Origin of the sequence: Frondihabitans sp. PAMC 28766, from assembly GCF_001577365.1 — a bacterium.
In the GTDB taxonomy this organism is placed as follows: Bacteria; Actinomycetota; Actinomycetes; order Actinomycetales; family Microbacteriaceae; genus Frondihabitans.
Genome location: NZ_CP014513.1, coordinates 3070579 through 3086854, shown reverse-complemented (window position 1 = coordinate 3086854; position 16276 = coordinate 3070579). Strand labels below are relative to the sequence as shown.

Sequence of the window (16276 nt, the reverse complement as noted above, 5' to 3'; positions counted from 1 at the left end):
TCGTGTTCGAGTCAGTGGCAGTGCTGCTGGCCGAGCACGACGATCTGCAGGTTCAGCTCTCTGACCCTGCCGTTCACGCGGATGCGGCCCGAGCCAAGAAGATCAACCGCCGGTACGCCGAGCTCAGTCGAATCGTGGCTGCGCACTCGGCGTGGACGCAGGGCGCCTCCGATCTCGAGGCCGCCCGCGAGCTCGCGGGCGAGGACGAGGCGTTCGCCGCCGAGGTCCCGGCTCTCGAGGAGTCTCTGGCGGCGAGCGAAGAGAAGCTGCGTCGCCTCCTGATCCCTCGTGATCCTGACGACGGCCGTGATGTGATCATGGAGATCAAGGGCGGCGAGGGCGGCGCCGAGAGCGCGCTCTTCGCAGCCGACCTCCTGCGCATGTACACGCACTACGCCGAGTCGAAGGGCTGGAAGACCGAGCTGCTCGAACGCGACGAGTCCGATCTGGGCGGCTACAAGAACGTCCAGGTGGCGATCAAGTCGTCGTCGAACGATCCGGCTCAGGGCGTCTGGGCGCACCTCAAGTACGAGGGCGGCGTGCACCGCGTGCAGCGGGTGCCGGCGACCGAGTCGCAGGGGCGCATCCACACCTCGACGACCGGCGTGCTCGTCTTCCCCGAGGTCGACGAGCCCGAAGAGGTCGAGATCAACCAGAACGACCTCAAGATCGACGTCTACCGCTCGTCGGGCCCCGGCGGCCAGTCGGTCAACACGACCGACTCGGCGGTGCGCATCACGCACCTTCCGACCGGCATCGTCGTGGCCATGCAGAACGAGAAGTCGCAGCTGCAGAACCGCGAGGCCGGCATGCGCGTGCTTCGTGCCCGCATCCTCGCCCGCCAGGCCGAAGAGCAGGCTGCGGTCGCGTCGGACGCGCGCAAGAGCCAGATCCGGGGCATGGACCGGTCCGAGCGCATCCGCACGTACAACTTCCCCGAAAACCGGATCGCCGACCACCGCACGGGCTACAAGGCGTACAACCTCGACGCCGTGATGGACGGCGCTCTCGAGCCGGTCGTCCAGTCGTGCATCCTCGCCGACGAAGAGGCGCAGCTGGCCGACATCGGCGACCAGGGCTAGTGACTCCGCCCGCGACCGACGGCCCGGTCTCGGTCTCCTCCCTCCTCGCCGAGGGGCGCAGGATCCTGACGCAGGCCGGTATCCCTTCGCCCGCCGTCGACGCCGAGCTGCTGCTTGCGCACGTGCTCGGCCTCGGCCGCGGCGAGGTCGCGGTCCAGGCGCTCGTCGGCGGCACGGTCTCGGGCGACGACGCCGCGCACTTCGCCGCCCTGCTCGATCGACGCGCCCATCGCGAGCCCCTTCAGCACCTCACCGGCCTCGCGCCCTTCCGAGCGCTCGAGCTGCACGTCGGCCCCGGCGTGTTCGTGCCGCGGCCCGAGACCGAGGGTGTCGCGCAGATCGCCATCGACGCGGTGTCGACCCGCGCCGAAGAGAACCCGATCGCCATCGACCTCGGCACCGGCAGCGGCGCGCTCGCCCTCGCGATCGCCACCGAGGTGCCCCGTGCCACGGTCTACGCGGTCGAGCTGTCGCCCGAAGCCGCCGTCTGGACGCGCCGCAACATCCAGTCCACCGGCGCCCACGTCGAGCTCTTCGTCGGCGACCTGGCCGAGGCATTCCCCGAACTCGACGGGAGGGTCGCGGTCGTGGTGTCGAACCCGCCGTACATCCCCGACGGCATGGTGCCGCGCGACGCCGAGGTGCGCCTGTTCGATCCTGCCCTCGCGCTCTACGGGGGCGCAGACGGCTTCGACGTGATCCGCAGCCTCTCGCAGCGCGCCCTCCGGCTGCTCGTGCCCGGCGGCACCCTGGTCATCGAGCACGGCGAAGAGCAGGGCTCGCGTATCCGGGCGCTGCTGGACGCCGACGGCTGGCGCGCCACCGCCACGCACCCCGACCTCACCCGGCGGGATCGCACCACCACCGCCCTCCGGTGACAGCCCTGGGCGAGCCCTCAGAAGTGGCCACGCCCCCGCCCACTACAATTGCGCAGGTCATGCCTACCATCTACGACTGCACCGTCGACGCCGACCTCCTCACCGGGATGCGCCTCGCCCGCCAAGCGATCTCTCGCGGCGAACTCGTCGTGCTCCCGACCGACACCGTCTACGGCCTCGCGGCCGACGCGTTCGACTCCGCGGCCGTGCAGCGCCTCCTCGACGCCAAGGGGCGCACACGCCAGTCGCCGCCGCCAGTGCTCGTCAAGGGCCCCGAGACCCTCGCGGCCCTGACCGAGTCGGTTCCCGACCTGATCCAGCCGCTGCTCGACGAGTTCTGGCCGGGCGGCCTGACCGTGATCCTGCGAGCACAGGCGTCGCTCGCGTGGGATCTGGGTGAGACCCGCGGCACCGTCGCCCTTCGCCAGCCGAGCAACCGGCTCGTGCTCGAGCTGCTCGAAGAGACCGGGCCGCTCGCCGTCTCCAGCGCCAACCTCACGGGCAAGCCGGCGGCTCTGACGGCGGCCGAGGCCGCCCAGATGCTGGGGGAGTCGGTCGAGGTCTACCTCGACGGCGGCCAGGCGGGTCTCGGCTACGAGAGGCGCCCCGGCGCGAACTCCGGTTCGACCATCATCGACGCCACGGCAGCCGACGAGGGAGTGCTGCGGATCGTGCGCCACGGGGTCATCTCGGACGACGACATCCGACGGGTGGCCGGAAGCGACGTGGTCGTATGACAGCCGGCTCACTTGAGGTCTCTCCGTGAGGTACTACCTGCTGGCCGCCGCCATCTCGGCCGTCGTCAGCTTCGCGCTGTCCGTGCTCGCCTGGCGACTCGGCACGAAGTACCGGCTCGCCCCCAAGATCCGGGCGCGCGACGTCCACACCAACCCCACGCCCCGACTTGGTGGCATCGCCATGTTCGCGGGCGTCGTCGTCGCCCTGCTCTCCGCGTGGCTCGTCTTCCCGCTGATCGCCCACGTCGACTACTTCCGGCTGGTGTTCGAGCAGCCGGGCCACGTGATCGCGATCCTCGCGGCCGCCGGAATCATCGTCCTGATCGGGGTCATCGACGACCTCTGGGATCTCGACTGGATGACCAAGCTGGCCGGCCAGATCCTCGCCGCCGGCCTTCTCGCCTGGCAGGGCGTGCAGCTCGTGTCGCTGCCGATCGGCGGACTCACCATCGGCTCGAGCTACATGTCGCTGATCCTGACGGTGCTCGCAATCGTGCTCGTGATGAACGCCGTCAACTTCATCGACGGTCTCGACGGGCTGGTCGCCGGTGTCACGATCATCGCCAACGGCGTCTTCTTCATCTACAGCTTCGTGCTCTCGAACAGCAGCGAGTACGGCTACTTCAACCTCGCCGCCCTCATCACCGCGGTGTTGATCGGCGCGTGCCTCGGTTTCCTGCCGCTCAACTGGCACCCGGCTCGCCTGTTCATGGGCGACGCGGGCGCACTGCTCACCGGCATGCTCATGGCCACGAGTGCCATCTCGGTGACGGGCAACATCGACCCCGCCTCGACCGACCGCTCGACCCTGCTGCCCGCGTTCATCCCGATCCTGTTGCCCTTCGCGATCCTGATCGTGCCGCTTCTCGACTTCGGGCTCGCAGTGCTGCGCCGGGTCAGCGCGGGCAAGTCGCCGTTCAGCGCCGACCGGAAGCACCTGCACCACCGCCTGCTCGACATGGGCCACTCGCACTTCCACGCGGTCCTGATCTTCTACGGCTGGACAGCCGTCGTCTCGATCGGCTGCCTGCTGTTCGTCTTCATCCCTGCGCGCTGGGTGCTCGTCTTCCTCGCCGTGGGCCTCGTGGTCTGCGCCGCCCTCACTCTCGCGCCCCTCAGCCGCCGCAAACGCGTCGAGATCGCCGCGCAGAACGTCGCGACCACCTCCGTCGCCGACGACGTCATCGCGAGCGTCGAGCGCTTCGACCCGCTCGACCTGCGCGGCCGGCGCGCAGCCACCGCGCCCAAGCCGAGCGTCGACGACGAGCGGAGTGTGGTCACGGCCCGCCGCGGGCAGACCGGCCCCGCTCCGAGCCTGCCTGCTGCCCTCCCCGCCACTTCGCCGTCGAAATCGACCGGTGCGGCCTCCGCAAAGCCCTCGCCGGCCCACGACTCCGAGAGATCACTATGAGCACCCCCGCAACGATGAACCCGGCCAACAACCGCATCTACACCAGGATCCTGCGGCTCGGCAGCCTGCTCGCACTCGGCATCGCGGTGGTCGGCTGCATCGTCGGGGGTCTGACCGTCGGCACCACGGGTGTCGTCGGCGCCCTCATCGGCACGGCTCTCGCCCTCGTCTTCACCGGGCTCACCGCTGTGAGCATCCTGCTCGCCCTCCGTGTCTCGGGCGGAACGCTCATCAGCGGGGCGTTCTTCGGCATCGTGCTCGGTGGCTGGTTGCTCAAGTTCATCATCTTCCTGGTCATCGTGATCCTCTTGAAGGATGCGACGTGGGTGAATACCCTGGTGATGTTCGTGAGCATCGTGGTCGGTGTCGTGGGCAGCCTCGTGGTCGACGTCGTCGTCGTCACGCGTTCTCGCATGCCCTACGTCAGCGACATCGCCCTTCCGGGCGACGAAAGGGGCTCCCAAACCCATTGATTCGAACCAGAAATCGCGCGATCCGGCCCCCGTTTGGTTCGACTCAGGCGATTCTGTTGATAGGCTGTATTTGTTCGTGTCCCCGGCCTGTTTACTGCCGAAGGGTCGCTTCCCCATAGATCATCGCCGCGTCTCGCGGTGTCGTGCGCGGGGTGTTGAGCAACAGGTGTCGTTCCAAGATCGACATCGGTCGCGAAGCTGAACCGTGCCCGACATCGAGTGTCCGCGTCCCGAATCAGGAGATAGCGCTGTTAGCTAACGCCATCACCCTGTTGCATCCTCTCGCCGCCGCGAGCGATAGCAGCGGGGGCTTCCAAGGCCCATCGATCACTGAGTTCTTCCCTCAGGGTCTCCTGTTCGTCGGCACGCCCTTCGAGATCAACCGCATCATGCTCGCCCGATTCTTCGCGACGATCATCCTCGTGCTGATCTTCGTCCTCGGCACCCGCAAGATGAAGCTCGTGCCCGGCCGCTTCCAGAGCGTCGTCGAGCTCGGGCTCGGCTTCGTGCGGAGCAGCGTCGCCAACGACATCCTCGGCAAGAAGGACGGTCGCCGCTTCCTGCCGCTGCTCACCACCGTGTTCTTCATGGTGCTGTTCTTCAACCTCACGGGTGTGATCGGCGGAATCAACATCGCCGGCACCTCACTGATCGGTGTTCCCGCGATCCTCGCGATCGTGGCCTACGTGGCCTTCATCTACGCCGGCGTCAAGAAGCACCCGGGCAAGTTCTTCAGGAACGCCCTCGTGCCCCCGGGTGTGCCGTGGCCGCTCTACATCATCGTGACGCCGATCGAGTTCGTCTCGACCTTCGTGCTGCGACCGATCACGCTGACGCTGCGACTGCTGATGAACATGATCGTCGGCCACCTCCTGCTGGTGCTGTTCTTCGGCGCGACTTCGTTCTTCTTCTTCGAGTCGCACAACCTCTTCGCTCTCTTCGGCATCGGGACGCTCGCCTTCGGCTTCGTCTTCACCCTGTTCGAGATGTTCGTCGGCTTCCTGCAGGCGTACGTCTTCTCACTGCTCACCGCTGTTTACGTTCAGCTCGCGCTGAACGACGAACACTAACAACGGCCCGGGCATCCGCCCGATCCGCCATCACGGAAGGAAACACACGTGGACGCAACAACCGTTCTCGCTGCTATCAACGGAAACATCGCGACGGTCGGTTACGGCCTCGCGGCGATCGGCCCGGCCATCGGCGTGGGCATCGTTGTCGGCAAGACCATCGAGTCCGTCGCTCGCCAGCCCGAGCTGCAGGGCCGTCTCACGGTTCTGATGTACATCGGCATCGCCTTCACCGAGGCGCTGGCGTTCATCGGCATCGCGACGTACTTCATCTTCACGAAGTAAGGCTGACGCATGTCTAGCGCACACTCCCTGGTGGTGGCGGCGGGTGATCAGAACCCGCTCATTCCCGAGACCCCCGACCTCATCTGGGGTGGCCTCTGCTTCGTCGTCATCCTCGTCGTCGTCATCGTCGTCGCGATCCCGCGCATGCAGAAGATGCTCGACGAGCGCGCCGACGTCATCGAGGGCGGCATCAAGAAGGCCGAGAACGCTCAGGCTGAGGCCGCCGCAGCGCTCGACGAGTACAACAAGCAGCTCGCCGACGCCCGCGCTGAGGCCGCCAAGATCCGTGAGCAGGCCCGCACCGACGCCACCCGCATCGGCAAAGAGGTCACCGCTCAGGCTCAGGCCGACGCGGATCGCATCACGGCCAACGCGCAGTCGCAGATCGAGGCCGAGCGCCAGAGTGCTCTCGTCTCGCTGCGCAGCGAGGTCGGCTCGCTGGCGATCGACCTGGCCAGCGGCGTGATCGGCGAGAGCCTCACCGACGACAAGAAGGCCTCGGCCATCGTCGACCGCTTCCTGTCCGAGCTCGAGGCCGACGAACAGTCGAAGGCAGGCAACTAGCCATGGGTTCGATGACCAGAGAGGCCCTGGCCGGCGCACGCGATGTGCTGTCCGACCTCGGCGGCGCTGTCGACCTGGCCACGGGCGAGCAACTGCTCGACGCCGGCCGGATCATCGGCTCGTCGTCGAAGCTGCTGGCCTACCTGGCCGACCCGGCCGAAGACGTCACCGGCAAGAAGGCGTTCATCGATCGTGTGTTCCACGCGTTCAACGAGTCGACTCGCGCGCTGCTGACCACGATCGTCGGCACCCGCTGGTCGTCTCACACCGACCTTCTGGCCGGTGTCGAGGAGATCGGCATCCGCGCGATCGCGCTGTCGGCGGCACCCGGTGTCTCGATCGAGGGTGAGCTGTTCTCGTTCGGCGAGGTCGTGTCGTCCGACGCCAACCTCGAGCTGGCGGTGGGCACCAAGCTCAGCGACGGCCCGGCGAAGTCGGCGCTCGTGGGTCGTCTGCTCGACGGCAAGGCGTCGCAGGCGACGATCTCGATCATCTCGCAGCTGGTACAGCAGCCTCGCGGCCGTCGCATCGGCGAGCTGTTGCGCAATGCGGCCGCCATCGTGGCCGACCAGGCGAACGGGCTCGTGGCGATCGTCACGACCGCGGCGCCCATCGCACCCGCGCAGATCACTCGCCTCGAGCGATCGCTCGCCAAGCAGTTCGGCCGCAGCCTCACCGTCAACCAGGTCATCGACCCTGCGATCCTCGGAGGTCTCCGAGTGCAGGTCGGCGACGAGGTCATCGACGGTAGCGTGTCGACAAGACTCGCCGACCTCCGCCTTCAGCTCGCGGGCTGAGCAGGCCGACCACCAGCCACGGGGCCTGTAAGCCCTTCACGCAGCACTTCCAGTTACGACAAGGAATCACGATGTCAGACATCAAGATCAGTCCTGACGAGATTCGCGACGCCCTCAAAGACTTCGTGTCGGCGTACGAGCCCTCGCAGACCTCCACCACCGAGGTCGGCCACGTCATCGACGCCGCCGACGGTATCGCCCACGTCGAGGGTCTCCCCGGCGTCATGGCGAACGAGCTCATCCGCTTCTCGAACGGCGTCCTGGGCCTCGCCCAGAACCTCGACGAGGACGAGATCGGCGTCATCGTGCTGGGCGAGTTCTCCGGCATCGACGAGGGCCTCGAGGTCACTCGCACCGGTGAGGTCCTCTCCGTGCCCGTGGGCGACAACTATCTCGGCCGCGTCGTCGACCCGCTGGGCAACCCGATCGACGGCCTCGGCGAGATCGAGGCCGAGGGTCGTCGTGCCCTCGAGCTCCAGGCTCCGGGCGTCATGCAGCGCAAGTCGGTGCACGAGCCCATGCAGACCGGCATCAAGGCGATCGACGCCATGATCCCGATCGGCCGTGGCCAGCGTCAGCTGATCATCGGCGACCGCCAGACCGGCAAGACGGCCATCGCCATCGACACGATCATCAACCAGAAGGCCAACTGGGAGTCGGGCGACGAGAACAAACAGGTCCGCTGCATCTACGTCGCCATCGGCCAGAAGGGCTCGACGATCGCCTCCGTCCGGGGCGCGCTCGAAGACGCCGGCGCGATGGAGTACACCACCATCGTCGCTTCGCCCGCCTCCGACCCGGCCGGCTTCAAGTACCTCGCGCCCTACACCGGCTCGGCCATCGGCCAGCACTGGATGTACTCGGGCAAGCACGTGCTCATCGTCTTCGACGATCTGTCCAAGCAGGCCGAGGCGTACCGCGCCGTGTCGCTGCTGCTGCGTCGTCCGCCGGGACGCGAGGCGTACCCCGGCGACGTCTTCTACCTGCACTCGCGTCTGCTCGAGCGCTGCGCGAAGCTGTCCGACGAGCTGGGCGCCGGCTCGATGACAGGCCTGCCCATCATCGAGACCAAGGCCAACGACGTCTCGGCCTACATCCCGACCAACGTGATCTCGATCACGGACGGCCAGATCTTCCTGCAGTCCGACCTGTTCAACGCGAACCAGCGCCCTGCGGTCGACGTGGGCATCTCGGTCTCGCGAGTCGGCGGCGACGCCCAGGTCAAGTCGATCAAGAAGGTCTCCGGCACGCTCAAGCTCGAGCTGGCCCAGTACCGGTCGCTCGAGGCGTTCGCGATGTTCGCGTCCGACCTCGACCAGGCGTCGCGCCGTCAGCTCGCCCGAGGCGCTCGCCTCACCGAGCTGCTCAAGCAGCCGCAGTACTCGCCCTTCCCCGTCGAGAAGCAGGTCGTCTCGATCTGGGCGGGCACCAACGGCAAGCTCGACGAGGTGCCGGTGCCCGACATCCTGCGCTTCGAGGCCGAGTTCCATGATTACCTCGGCCGCACGGGCGACGTGCTGACCAAGCTGGCGTCGACGAATGTGCTCTCGGACGACATCGTCGCCGACCTCGAGAAGGGCGTCGACGACTTCAAGAAGGAGTTCCAGACCGGCGAGGGCAAGCCGCTCGCCTCGGTCGGCCGCGAAGAGTTCACAGCGACGAACACCGACGACGTCAACCAGGAGAAGATCGTCAAGTCGGCTCGCTAGCCGAACCGGGGCCGGCCTCCGCGTCGGCCCCCTTCTGACGATCACCACCTCACCGACACCAACAGGAGACACATGGGAGCGCAACTTCGGGTCTACCGACAGCGCATTCGCTCTGCCCAGACGACCAAGAAGGTCACGCGGGCGATGGAGCTCATCTCGGCCTCGCGCATTCAGAAGGCGCAGGCCCGGATGGCCGCCTCGGGCCCCTACTCGCGCGCCGTGACGCGTGCGGTCTCGGCGGTGGCGACGTTCTCGAACGTCGACCACGTGCTGACGACCGAGCCCGAGTCGATCGATCGCGCCGCGATCGTCCTCTTCACGTCCGACCGAGGCCTGAACGGGGCCTTCTCGTCGAATGTCCTGAAGGCCGGCGAAGAGCTCGCCACGCTGCTTCGCAACCAGGGCAAAGACGTCGTCTACTACCTCGTCGGTCGCAAGGCCGCAAGCTACTTCGCCTTCCGTCAGCGAGACTCCGAGCAGACCTGGACCGGCAACACCGACCAGCCTGAGTTCGACACGGCCAAGGAGATCGGCGACGCCGTCGTCTCCAAGTTCCTCACCGATTCGAGCGAGGGCGGCGTCGACGAGATCCACGTCGTCTACAACCGCTTCGTGAGCATGGTGACGCAGACGCCCGAGGTCGTGCGACTGTTGCCTCTCGAGGTCGTCGAGGGCATCGACGAGCCGGAGGACGACGCGATCCTGCCGCTCTACGAGTTCGAGCCCGAGGCTGAAGACGTGCTCGACGCACTCCTGCCCGTCTACATCGAGAGCCGCCTGTTCAACGCAATGCTCCAGTCGGCGGCCTCAGAGCACGCGGCCCGTCAGAAGGCGATGAAGTCGGCCAGCGACAACGCCGACACTCTGATCCGCGACTACACGCGCCTGGCCAACAACGCGCGTCAGAGCGAGATCACACAGCAGATTTCCGAGATCGTGGGCGGCGCAGACGCCCTGAGCTCGACCAAGAAGAAGTAACCGGAAGAGAGAGAATCCCATGACTGACACCGCCACCGCGCCAGTCGCGGCAGAGGCGACCCCCGGAGTCGGGCGTATCGCCCGGGTCACGGGCCCCGTCGTCGACATCGAGTTCCCGCACGACGCTATCCCGGGCGTGTACAACGCCCTGAAGACGACGATCGCCATCGGCGACCAGACCGTCGAGCTCGTGCTCGAGGTCGCCCAGCACCTGGGCGACGACCTCGTCCGCGCGATCGCCCTCAAGCCGACCGACGGTCTCGTGCGCGGCCAGGAGGTCACCGACACGGGCGCCCCCATCTCTGTGCCCGTCGGCGACGTCACGAAGGGCAAGGTCTTCAACGTCACGGGCGACATCCTCAACCTCGAGCCCGGTGAGACCGTCGAGATCACCGAGCGCTGGCCGATCCACCGCGACCCGCCGCCCTTCGACCAGCTCGAGTCGAAGACCGAGCTGTTCGAGACCGGCATCAAGGTCATCGACCTCCTCACCCCGTACGTGCAGGGCGGCAAGATCGGCCTGTTCGGCGGTGCAGGCGTCGGCAAGACCGTCCTCATCCAGGAGATGATCCAGCGCGTCGCGCAGGACCATGGCGGTGTGTCGGTGTTCGCCGGTGTCGGTGAGCGCACCCGAGAGGGCAACGACCTCATCATGGAGATGGAAGAGGCGGGCGTCTTCGACAAGACCGCCCTCGTCTTCGGCCAGATGGACGAGCCGCCGGGAACCCGTCTCCGCGTCGCCCTCTCGGCCCTCACCATGGCCGAGTACTTCCGCGACGTCCAGCGCCAGGACGTGCTGCTCTTCATCGACAATATCTTCCGCTTCACGCAGGCGGGCTCCGAGGTATCGACTCTGCTCGGCCGCATGCCGTCCGCGGTGGGCTACCAGCCGAACCTCGCCGACGAGATGGGCCAGCTGCAAGAGCGCATCACGTCGACGCGCGGTCACTCGATCACGTCGCTCCAGGCGATCTATGTTCCCGCCGACGACTACACCGACCCGGCGCCGGCCACGACGTTCGCGCACCTCGATGCGACGACCGAGCTGTCGCGCGAAATCGCGTCGCAGGGTCTTTATCCGGCAGTCGACCCGCTGACCTCGACCAGCCGCATACTCGACCCTCGCTACCTGGGCGAGGACCACTACAACACGGCGATCCGCGTCAAGGCGATCCTTCAGAAGAACAAAGAGCTGCAGGAGATCATCGCGATCCTCGGTGTCGACGAGCTCTCCGAAGAAGACAAGATCACCGTCGCCCGCGCTCGTCGCATCCAGCAGTTCCTCTCGCAGAACACCTACATGGCGAAGAAGTTCACCGGTGTCGAGGGCTCGACCGTGCCGCTGAAAGACACGATCGAGTCGTTCACCGCGATCGCCGACGGCGAGTTCGACCACGTCGCCACGCAGGCCTTCTTCAATGTCGGCTCCATCTCGGACGTCGAAGAGAAGTGGGCTCAGATCCAGAAAGAGAACGGCTGATCATGCCGCTCAATGTCAACGTCGTGTCGGCCGACCAGCAGGTCTGGTCGGGCGAGGCGGCGCAGGTGACTGCCCGCACCACCGAGGGCGAGATCGGCATCCTGCCCGGACACGAGCCGGTGCTGGCGATCCTCGCGACCGGCCAGGTTCGCGTTCGTCTGAGCGATGGCGCCACGGTCGAGGCGAACGCCGAAGACGGCTTCCTGTCGGTCGAGAACGACACGGTCACCATCGTGTCGCGGAATGCCTCGCTCGTTTCCTGACAGCAGTCGCTTCCTCAGCCTCACGACCGCCCGGCGCTTGCACTCGCAGGCACCGGGCGGTTTCGTGTGCCCGTCCGCCCGCCCCCGAACTGAGACCGTGAACCCATGCTCTTCCTGCTGCCGCCGTCCGAGACGAAGCGCGATGGCGGAGTCGAGGGCTCGTCGCTCGACTTCGACGTGCTGTCCTTCCCGGCCCTGAACCGGCCTCGCCGTTCGGTGGTGGCCGCCCTCGTCCGTCTCAGTCGTGACGTCGACGCGTCTCTGGTTGCGCTCAAGATCAGCGATCGCCTGCGCTTCGAGGTCGAGCGCAACCGCGCGCTGAGAGGATCCGAGACACTGCCTGCTCTCGAGCGATACACCGGTGTGGTCTACGACCCGATCGGGGCGGCGGCTCTGTCGCAGGAGGCGACGGCCTGGGCCGGCGAGCACGTCGCGATCCAGTCGGCGCTCTTCGGCCTCGTGGGCGCCCTCGACCCCATCCCCGCGTACCGCCTCTCGCACGATTCGCGCCTGCCGGGGGTGTCGCTGGCGAAGACGTGGGCCGCACCGGTCGCGCGCGCTCTCGTGTTGCGGGGCGCTCCCGTCGTCGACCTCCGCAGCGAGGCCTATGTCGACCTCGGCCCGGCTCCGCCCGGCAGCGCCTACGCCCGCATCGTGTCGGACGCCGACGGGCGTCGCCGCGCCCTCAACCACTTCAACAAGAAGACCAAGGGCACCCTGGTGTCGCGCCTCGTCGAGTCACGGCCGGAGCTGGCCTCCGTCGGCGACTTCGTCGACTGGGCGCGCGGCTGCGGGATGGTCGTCGAACGGGAAGAATCCGGGCTCGTCGTCGTCTCTGAAAGCGTTCTCGGGCTCTAGGGCCCAGGCGTCGAAGACCGGCGCCATCGCAGGCAGCGCGAGCATCGCGGACGGCTCGGACGCAGCGAGAGGGGAGACACGGTCGAACGTCTTGCGAGGCGCCGGCTGGGTGAACTCGATGCCCTCGTGCTCGAGCAGCCAGCGCTTCGTCTCGATGCCCCGCCCCGGGGTGTAGCCGGTCAGGCGGCGCCCGACGCCGAGCACCCGGTGGCACGGCACCAGCAGCGCGATGCGATTGGCGCGGATCGCCCCGCCGACGGCGCGTGCCCCGGTCGGCCGACCGGTGAGCTCTGCCAGCTCGCCGTACGACGTCGCCGACCCGAACGGCAGCTCGGTCAGAGCCGACCAGACCTCCGCTTGGAAGACCGTGCCGATCTGGCCGAGAGGCAGATCGAACGAGTGACGTCTCTCGGCGAAGTAGTCGTCGAGCTGCCGCCTCGCCTCGTCGTGCAGCGGGTTCGGCGCCTCGGGGAGGTTCGGGCGGACGGCGGCCGGGTCGTCGGCGTCGATGTCGAGGCGCACGATCGAGCCGTGCCGCGTGTGGATTCGGAGGAGGCCGACGGGTGAGTCGTGGGTCACGATCGCCGTGTCGACGACGGCGGAGAGGTCGGACGGGAAGGGGGACGGGAACGCGGGGGTGAGGTGCTGGCTGGGGATGGTCATGGCGGGCACACTAGGCACGGCGGTCGGGGCCGCGCGCGACCGATCCGGCATCCTGTGGATGAATGCAGCGACCTGCCCGCCTGTGGAGGACAGGACGGAGCCCCGATAGTTGGTAGCGTGTGCCGATGACCGTGTCGACCCCGCGCCGCTACCACCGAGTGGGCGTCGGCGCCGCCGCGATCGTGCTCGACACCCCGGTCATCGTCGGTCGCCGCCCGTCCGCCCCGCGGGTCGTCACCGGGCCCGAGCCCCGCCTCGTCGCGGTACCGTCCCGCAACAAAGAGGTGTCGGGCTCGCACGTCGAGATCCGTCAGGACGGCAGCGCGGTGGTCGTGACCGACCTGCGCTCGACCAACGGCACCCGCGTGACCATTCCGGGGCGTCTTCCTGTGGCTTTACGGCAGGGCGAGTCGATCGTGGTGCTCGCGGGCACGATAGTAGACATAGGTGACGGGAACCATCTCGAGATCCTGCCCCTTACGCGCATCATTCCCCAGGAAGAATCACCCCTGTGACAGAGATCGGCCGGTCGACGACCGCGCACACCATCCACCTCTCGGCCACCTCCGCCGTCGTGCTCGACTGGGCGGGGGCCACCGACGTGGGCCTTCGCCGAGCTCACAACGAGGACAGCTACATCGCCCGGGCGCCGCTGTTCGTCGTGGCCGACGGCATGGGCGGCCACAGCGCCGGGGACGTCGCGTCGGACGCCGTCGTGCGGCGGCTCGACGAGGCGGCCGAGGACGAATTCTTCGACACCGACGCGCTGGAGGAGGCACTGCGGCTCGCGACCGACGACATCGAGATCGCAGCGGTCGGCACCGAACTGGGCGTGGGCACCACGGTGACCGGTGCGATCCTGACCCGTGACGGCGACGCGCCCTACTTCACGATCTTCAACGTGGGCGACTCACGCGTCTACATGCTCGACTCGGGCAAGCTCAGCCAGGTCACCGTCGACCACTCGGTGGTGCAGGAGATGGTGCAGGCCGGCATGCTGCACCCCGACGACGCCGAGAACCACCCCGACAGCAACGTGATCACGAAGGCCATCGGCTTCGGCGCCGAGCCGAGCCCCGACTACTGGCGAGTGCCGGCCCGAGCGGGTCTTCGTCTGCTGGTCTGCTCGGACGGCCTCACGAAAGAGCTGCACGCGACGGCGATCGCCGCAGTGCTCGTCTCGAACCCCGAGGCGCAGGCCGCGGCGACGGCGCTGGTCACTGCGGCAGTGTCGGCCGGGGGCCGCGACAACGTGACGGCCGTCGTGGTCGACGTGCGCGAGTCGAGCGACCGGGACGACATCGAGGCGACCCTGCCGACCGACCAGCTGCCGCGCCGCTGACCCCTCCACGGCCCGACGGCGGCAGAGTGGCCGACGCGCCACGCCCCCGAAATGGGGGACCTCGAGTTGTCCACAGATAGGCCCCCGACCCCCTCGGGCTACAGGCGTGTCCGCTTACAATGACACGGATCGGCATTTCGACGGGGCGCTGTCACGGCGCTCTCATCCAAGCTTCTGAGGGGGCGACATGGCACGACGCCTGCCGTCGCAGCCCCCGGTGTTGCCCGGGTTCTCGCACATGCACGTGCTGGGGTCGGGCGGCTTCGCCGACGTCTTCCTCTACGAGCAGAACATGCCGCGGCGCCAGGTGGCAGTCAAGGTGATGCTGAGCGAGGTCGTGAACGACCAGGTGCGCCAGATGTTCCAGGCCGAGGCGAACCTGATGGCGCAGCTGAGCGGCCACCCGTCGATCCTGACGGTCTACCAGGCCAGCGTGTCGGCCGACGGCCGGCCCTACCTCGTCATGGAGCTGTGCTCGTCGTCGCTGAGCGAGCGGTACCGTCGCGAGCGCATCCCGTGGCCGATGTCCTGCGGATCGCCGTCAAGATCGGCAGCGCCATCGAGACGGCCCACCGCCAGGGCGTGCTGCACCGTGACATCAAGCCCTCCAACATCCTGACGACGGCCTACGGCCACCCTGTGCTGTCCGACTTCGGCATCGCCGCGTCGCTCGGCGAGAGCGAACCGGCCGAGGTCGTCGGGCTCTCGATTCCGTGGTCGGCGCCCGAGGTGCTCCGCGACGACACGCCCGGCACCGTCGCCTCCGAGGTCTGGTCGCTCGCCGCCACCGTCTACTCGCTGCTCGCGGGCGCAGCCCGTTCGAGGTGATGGGTGGCACCAACACCTCCAGCGACCTCATGCAGCGCATCGAGAAGGCCAAGATCCAGCCGATCGGCCGCACCGACGTTCCGCCGAGCCTCGAGGCGGCCCTCCGCCAGGCGATGTCGCACCGCCCCGACAACCGCCAGGGCAGCGTCCTCGAGTTCGTCCGCGAGCTCCAGCAGGTCGAATCCGAACTCGGCGTGGCCCAGACTCCGCTCGAGGTGGCCGTCGACGACTGGGCGCTCGCGACGGTCGCCGACCTCGAAGACCGAACGCGCGTGCGTGGCTCGGAGGGCGTGCCCGTGGCTCGCAGCGGCGGTCGTCAGCGCCGCCGCCGCCCGGTCGAGCGCTTCGGCGCCGCGGGCGGGCTCGACGTCGCCGTGCGCAACAGTGCGGCGCGCACGGGTGGCGGGGCAGCAGGGGCTGCGTCACTGAGCAACGCCATCCCGCGCAGCACCGGCACCCGCCCCGAGGCACACACTCCGCGGCGCGTGCAGTACCTCGCCTGGCTCCTCATCGCCGCCAGCGTCTGCGTGCTGGTGCTCGGCGGCATCGCCGCCCTCGTGCTCATCCGACAGGGTTCGTCCGACCTGCCCCGCGTCTCCGACATCTCGGCGACCACGAGAGGCTCGTCGATCGAGTTCAGCTGGGCGAATCCCGGGCTGCAGACCGATGACACGTACGTGGTGACGTCCGGCACCGACAACAAGAGCACCCAGCAGTCCAACACGTTCCTGGCCCCGGTCACTCCCGGGCAGCAGGTCTGCATCACGGTCACGGTCAACCGAGCGGGCAAGAACGGGCCCCAGAGCGCCGAGAAGTGCGCCTCGGCGAAGGGCAGCGAGTGAGCCGGTTCGTCCGTTG

20 protein-coding genes are annotated in these 16276 nt (G+C 67.9%); 19 read left to right on the top strand and 1 reads right to left on the bottom strand.

The annotated features are described in order from the left end of the window. Nucleotides 1-2: 2 nt before the first annotated feature. From prfA to AX769_RS14650, 14 genes are all read left to right on the top strand, one after another. A complete protein-coding gene (prfA, locus tag AX769_RS14715) occupies nucleotides 3-1082 on the top strand; it encodes a peptide chain release factor 1 (protein ID WP_066280793.1) in 1080 nt (359 codons plus the stop codon). Next, nucleotides 1082-1960 (top strand): peptide chain release factor N(5)-glutamine methyltransferase, encoded by an 879-nt coding sequence (gene prmC, locus AX769_RS14710; protein WP_066280790.1) that lies wholly within the window; start codon nucleotides 1082-1084, stop codon nucleotides 1958-1960. Before prfA ends, prmC begins: the two co-directional genes overlap by 1 nt. Nucleotides 1961-2019: 59 nt before the next feature. Next, nucleotides 2020-2697: an L-threonylcarbamoyladenylate synthase gene (locus AX769_RS14705; RefSeq protein ID WP_066280787.1), complete on the top strand. Its 678-nt coding sequence runs from the start codon at nucleotides 2020-2022 to the stop codon at nucleotides 2695-2697. A gap of 25 nt (nucleotides 2698-2722) precedes the next feature. Next, entirely contained in the window at nucleotides 2723-4108 is a 1386-nt protein-coding gene (locus tag AX769_RS14700; protein WP_082763838.1) for an MraY family glycosyltransferase, read from the top strand. Continuing rightward, on the top strand, nucleotides 4105-4581 hold the full coding sequence (locus tag AX769_RS14695; protein WP_066280784.1) for a hypothetical protein: 477 nt from the start codon (nucleotides 4105-4107) through the stop codon (nucleotides 4579-4581). Before AX769_RS14700 ends, AX769_RS14695 begins: the two co-directional genes overlap by 4 nt. Before the next feature lie 269 nt (nucleotides 4582-4850). Next, on the top strand, nucleotides 4851-5651 hold the full coding sequence (gene atpB, locus AX769_RS14690; protein ID WP_369824104.1) for a F0F1 ATP synthase subunit A: 801 nt from the start codon (nucleotides 4851-4853) through the stop codon (nucleotides 5649-5651). Between the two features lie 48 nt (nucleotides 5652-5699). Then, nucleotides 5700-5936 carry an ATP synthase F0 subunit C gene (gene atpE / locus AX769_RS14685; protein ID WP_066280781.1) on the top strand — a complete coding sequence of 79 codons (237 nt, stop codon included), beginning with the start codon at nucleotides 5700-5702 and terminating at the stop codon, nucleotides 5934-5936. Between the two features lie 9 nt (nucleotides 5937-5945). Beyond that, on the top strand, nucleotides 5946-6500 hold the full coding sequence (locus AX769_RS14680) for a F0F1 ATP synthase subunit B (protein WP_066280778.1): 555 nt from the start codon (nucleotides 5946-5948) through the stop codon (nucleotides 6498-6500). Between the two features lie 2 nt (nucleotides 6501-6502). Continuing rightward, entirely contained in the window at nucleotides 6503-7297 is a 795-nt protein-coding gene (locus AX769_RS14675; protein ID WP_066280776.1) for a F0F1 ATP synthase subunit delta, read from the top strand. A gap of 71 nt (nucleotides 7298-7368) precedes the next feature. Further along, nucleotides 7369-9006, top strand: a complete 1638-nt coding sequence (atpA, locus tag AX769_RS14670) for a F0F1 ATP synthase subunit alpha (RefSeq protein ID WP_066280774.1) — start codon at nucleotides 7369-7371, stop codon at nucleotides 9004-9006. Between the two features lie 72 nt (nucleotides 9007-9078). Next, complete coding sequence (locus AX769_RS14665) at nucleotides 9079-9984, top strand: F0F1 ATP synthase subunit gamma (protein WP_066280769.1); 906 nt, start codon at nucleotides 9079-9081, stop codon at nucleotides 9982-9984. Nucleotides 9985-10003: 19 nt separating this feature from the next. Then, a complete protein-coding gene (atpD, locus tag AX769_RS14660) occupies nucleotides 10004-11464 on the top strand; it encodes a F0F1 ATP synthase subunit beta (RefSeq protein WP_066280765.1) in 1461 nt (486 codons plus the stop codon). A gap of 2 nt (nucleotides 11465-11466) precedes the next feature. Next, on the top strand, nucleotides 11467-11727 hold the full coding sequence (locus tag AX769_RS14655) for a F0F1 ATP synthase subunit epsilon (protein WP_066280759.1): 261 nt from the start codon (nucleotides 11467-11469) through the stop codon (nucleotides 11725-11727). Nucleotides 11728-11832: 105 nt separating this feature from the next. Next, entirely contained in the window at nucleotides 11833-12585 is a 753-nt protein-coding gene (locus AX769_RS14650) for a YaaA family protein (protein WP_066280751.1), read from the top strand. On the opposite strand, the gene AX769_RS23155 is transcribed toward AX769_RS14650, so the two are convergent. Then, on the bottom strand, nucleotides 12466-13248 hold the full coding sequence (locus AX769_RS23155; RefSeq protein WP_157887646.1) for a methylated-DNA--[protein]-cysteine S-methyltransferase: 783 nt from the start codon (nucleotides 13246-13248) through the stop codon (nucleotides 12466-12468). The genes AX769_RS14650 and AX769_RS23155 overlap by 120 nt on opposite strands. A gap of 125 nt (nucleotides 13249-13373) precedes the next feature. Between AX769_RS23155 and AX769_RS14645 the strand changes: the two genes are divergently transcribed. The 5 genes from AX769_RS14645 (at nucleotide 13374) to AX769_RS25320 (ending at nucleotide 16260) form a co-directional block, all read left to right on the top strand. After that, complete coding sequence (locus AX769_RS14645) at nucleotides 13374-13763, top strand: FHA domain-containing protein (RefSeq protein ID WP_066280749.1); 390 nt, start codon at nucleotides 13374-13376, stop codon at nucleotides 13761-13763. Then, nucleotides 13760-14590 (top strand): PP2C family serine/threonine-protein phosphatase, encoded by an 831-nt coding sequence (locus tag AX769_RS14640; protein WP_066280747.1) that lies wholly within the window; start codon nucleotides 13760-13762, stop codon nucleotides 14588-14590. The genes AX769_RS14645 and AX769_RS14640 overlap by 4 nt, the downstream gene beginning before the upstream one ends. A gap of 187 nt (nucleotides 14591-14777) precedes the next feature. Further along, nucleotides 14778-15209 carry a protein kinase gene (locus AX769_RS25725; protein WP_255359401.1) on the top strand — a complete coding sequence of 144 codons (432 nt, stop codon included), beginning with the start codon at nucleotides 14778-14780 and terminating at the stop codon, nucleotides 15207-15209. Next, on the top strand, nucleotides 15107-15418 hold the full coding sequence (locus AX769_RS25720) for a protein kinase (protein WP_255359400.1): 312 nt from the start codon (nucleotides 15107-15109) through the stop codon (nucleotides 15416-15418). Before AX769_RS25725 ends, AX769_RS25720 begins: the two co-directional genes overlap by 103 nt. Next, nucleotides 15415-16260, top strand: coding sequence for a GPI anchored serine-threonine rich family protein (locus tag AX769_RS25320; protein ID WP_239451802.1), 846 nt, complete (start codon nucleotides 15415-15417; stop codon nucleotides 16258-16260). Before AX769_RS25720 ends, AX769_RS25320 begins: the two co-directional genes overlap by 4 nt. Nucleotides 16261-16276 lie beyond the last annotated feature (16 nt).

What these genes read in the sequence shown, in the direction of transcription:
- AX769_RS23155 (WP_157887646.1), bottom strand. Translation starts at nt 13,248, where the DNA reads ATGACCATCCCCAGCCAGCACCTCACCCCCGCGTTCCCGTCCCCCTTC.
- AX769_RS14665 (WP_066280769.1), top strand. Translation starts at nt 9,079, where the DNA reads ATGGGAGCGCAACTTCGGGTCTACCGACAGCGCATTCGCTCTGCCCAG.
- AX769_RS14645 (WP_066280749.1), top strand. Translation starts at nt 13,374, where the DNA reads ATGACCGTGTCGACCCCGCGCCGCTACCACCGAGTGGGCGTCGGCGCC.
- AX769_RS14655 (WP_066280759.1), top strand. Translation starts at nt 11,467, where the DNA reads ATGCCGCTCAATGTCAACGTCGTGTCGGCCGACCAGCAGGTCTGGTCG.
- AX769_RS25725 (WP_255359401.1), top strand. Translation starts at nt 14,778, where the DNA reads ATGGCACGACGCCTGCCGTCGCAGCCCCCGGTGTTGCCCGGGTTCTCG.
- atpA (WP_066280774.1), top strand. Translation starts at nt 7,369, where the DNA reads ATGTCAGACATCAAGATCAGTCCTGACGAGATTCGCGACGCCCTCAAA.
- AX769_RS14705 (WP_066280787.1), top strand. Translation starts at nt 2,020, where the DNA reads ATGCCTACCATCTACGACTGCACCGTCGACGCCGACCTCCTCACCGGG.
- AX769_RS14695 (WP_066280784.1), top strand. Translation starts at nt 4,105, where the DNA reads ATGAGCACCCCCGCAACGATGAACCCGGCCAACAACCGCATCTACACC.
- atpD (WP_066280765.1), top strand. Translation starts at nt 10,004, where the DNA reads ATGACTGACACCGCCACCGCGCCAGTCGCGGCAGAGGCGACCCCCGGA.
- AX769_RS14650 (WP_066280751.1), top strand. Translation starts at nt 11,833, where the DNA reads ATGCTCTTCCTGCTGCCGCCGTCCGAGACGAAGCGCGATGGCGGAGTC.
- AX769_RS14675 (WP_066280776.1), top strand. Translation starts at nt 6,503, where the DNA reads ATGGGTTCGATGACCAGAGAGGCCCTGGCCGGCGCACGCGATGTGCTG.
- AX769_RS14680 (WP_066280778.1), top strand. Translation starts at nt 5,946, where the DNA reads ATGTCTAGCGCACACTCCCTGGTGGTGGCGGCGGGTGATCAGAACCCG.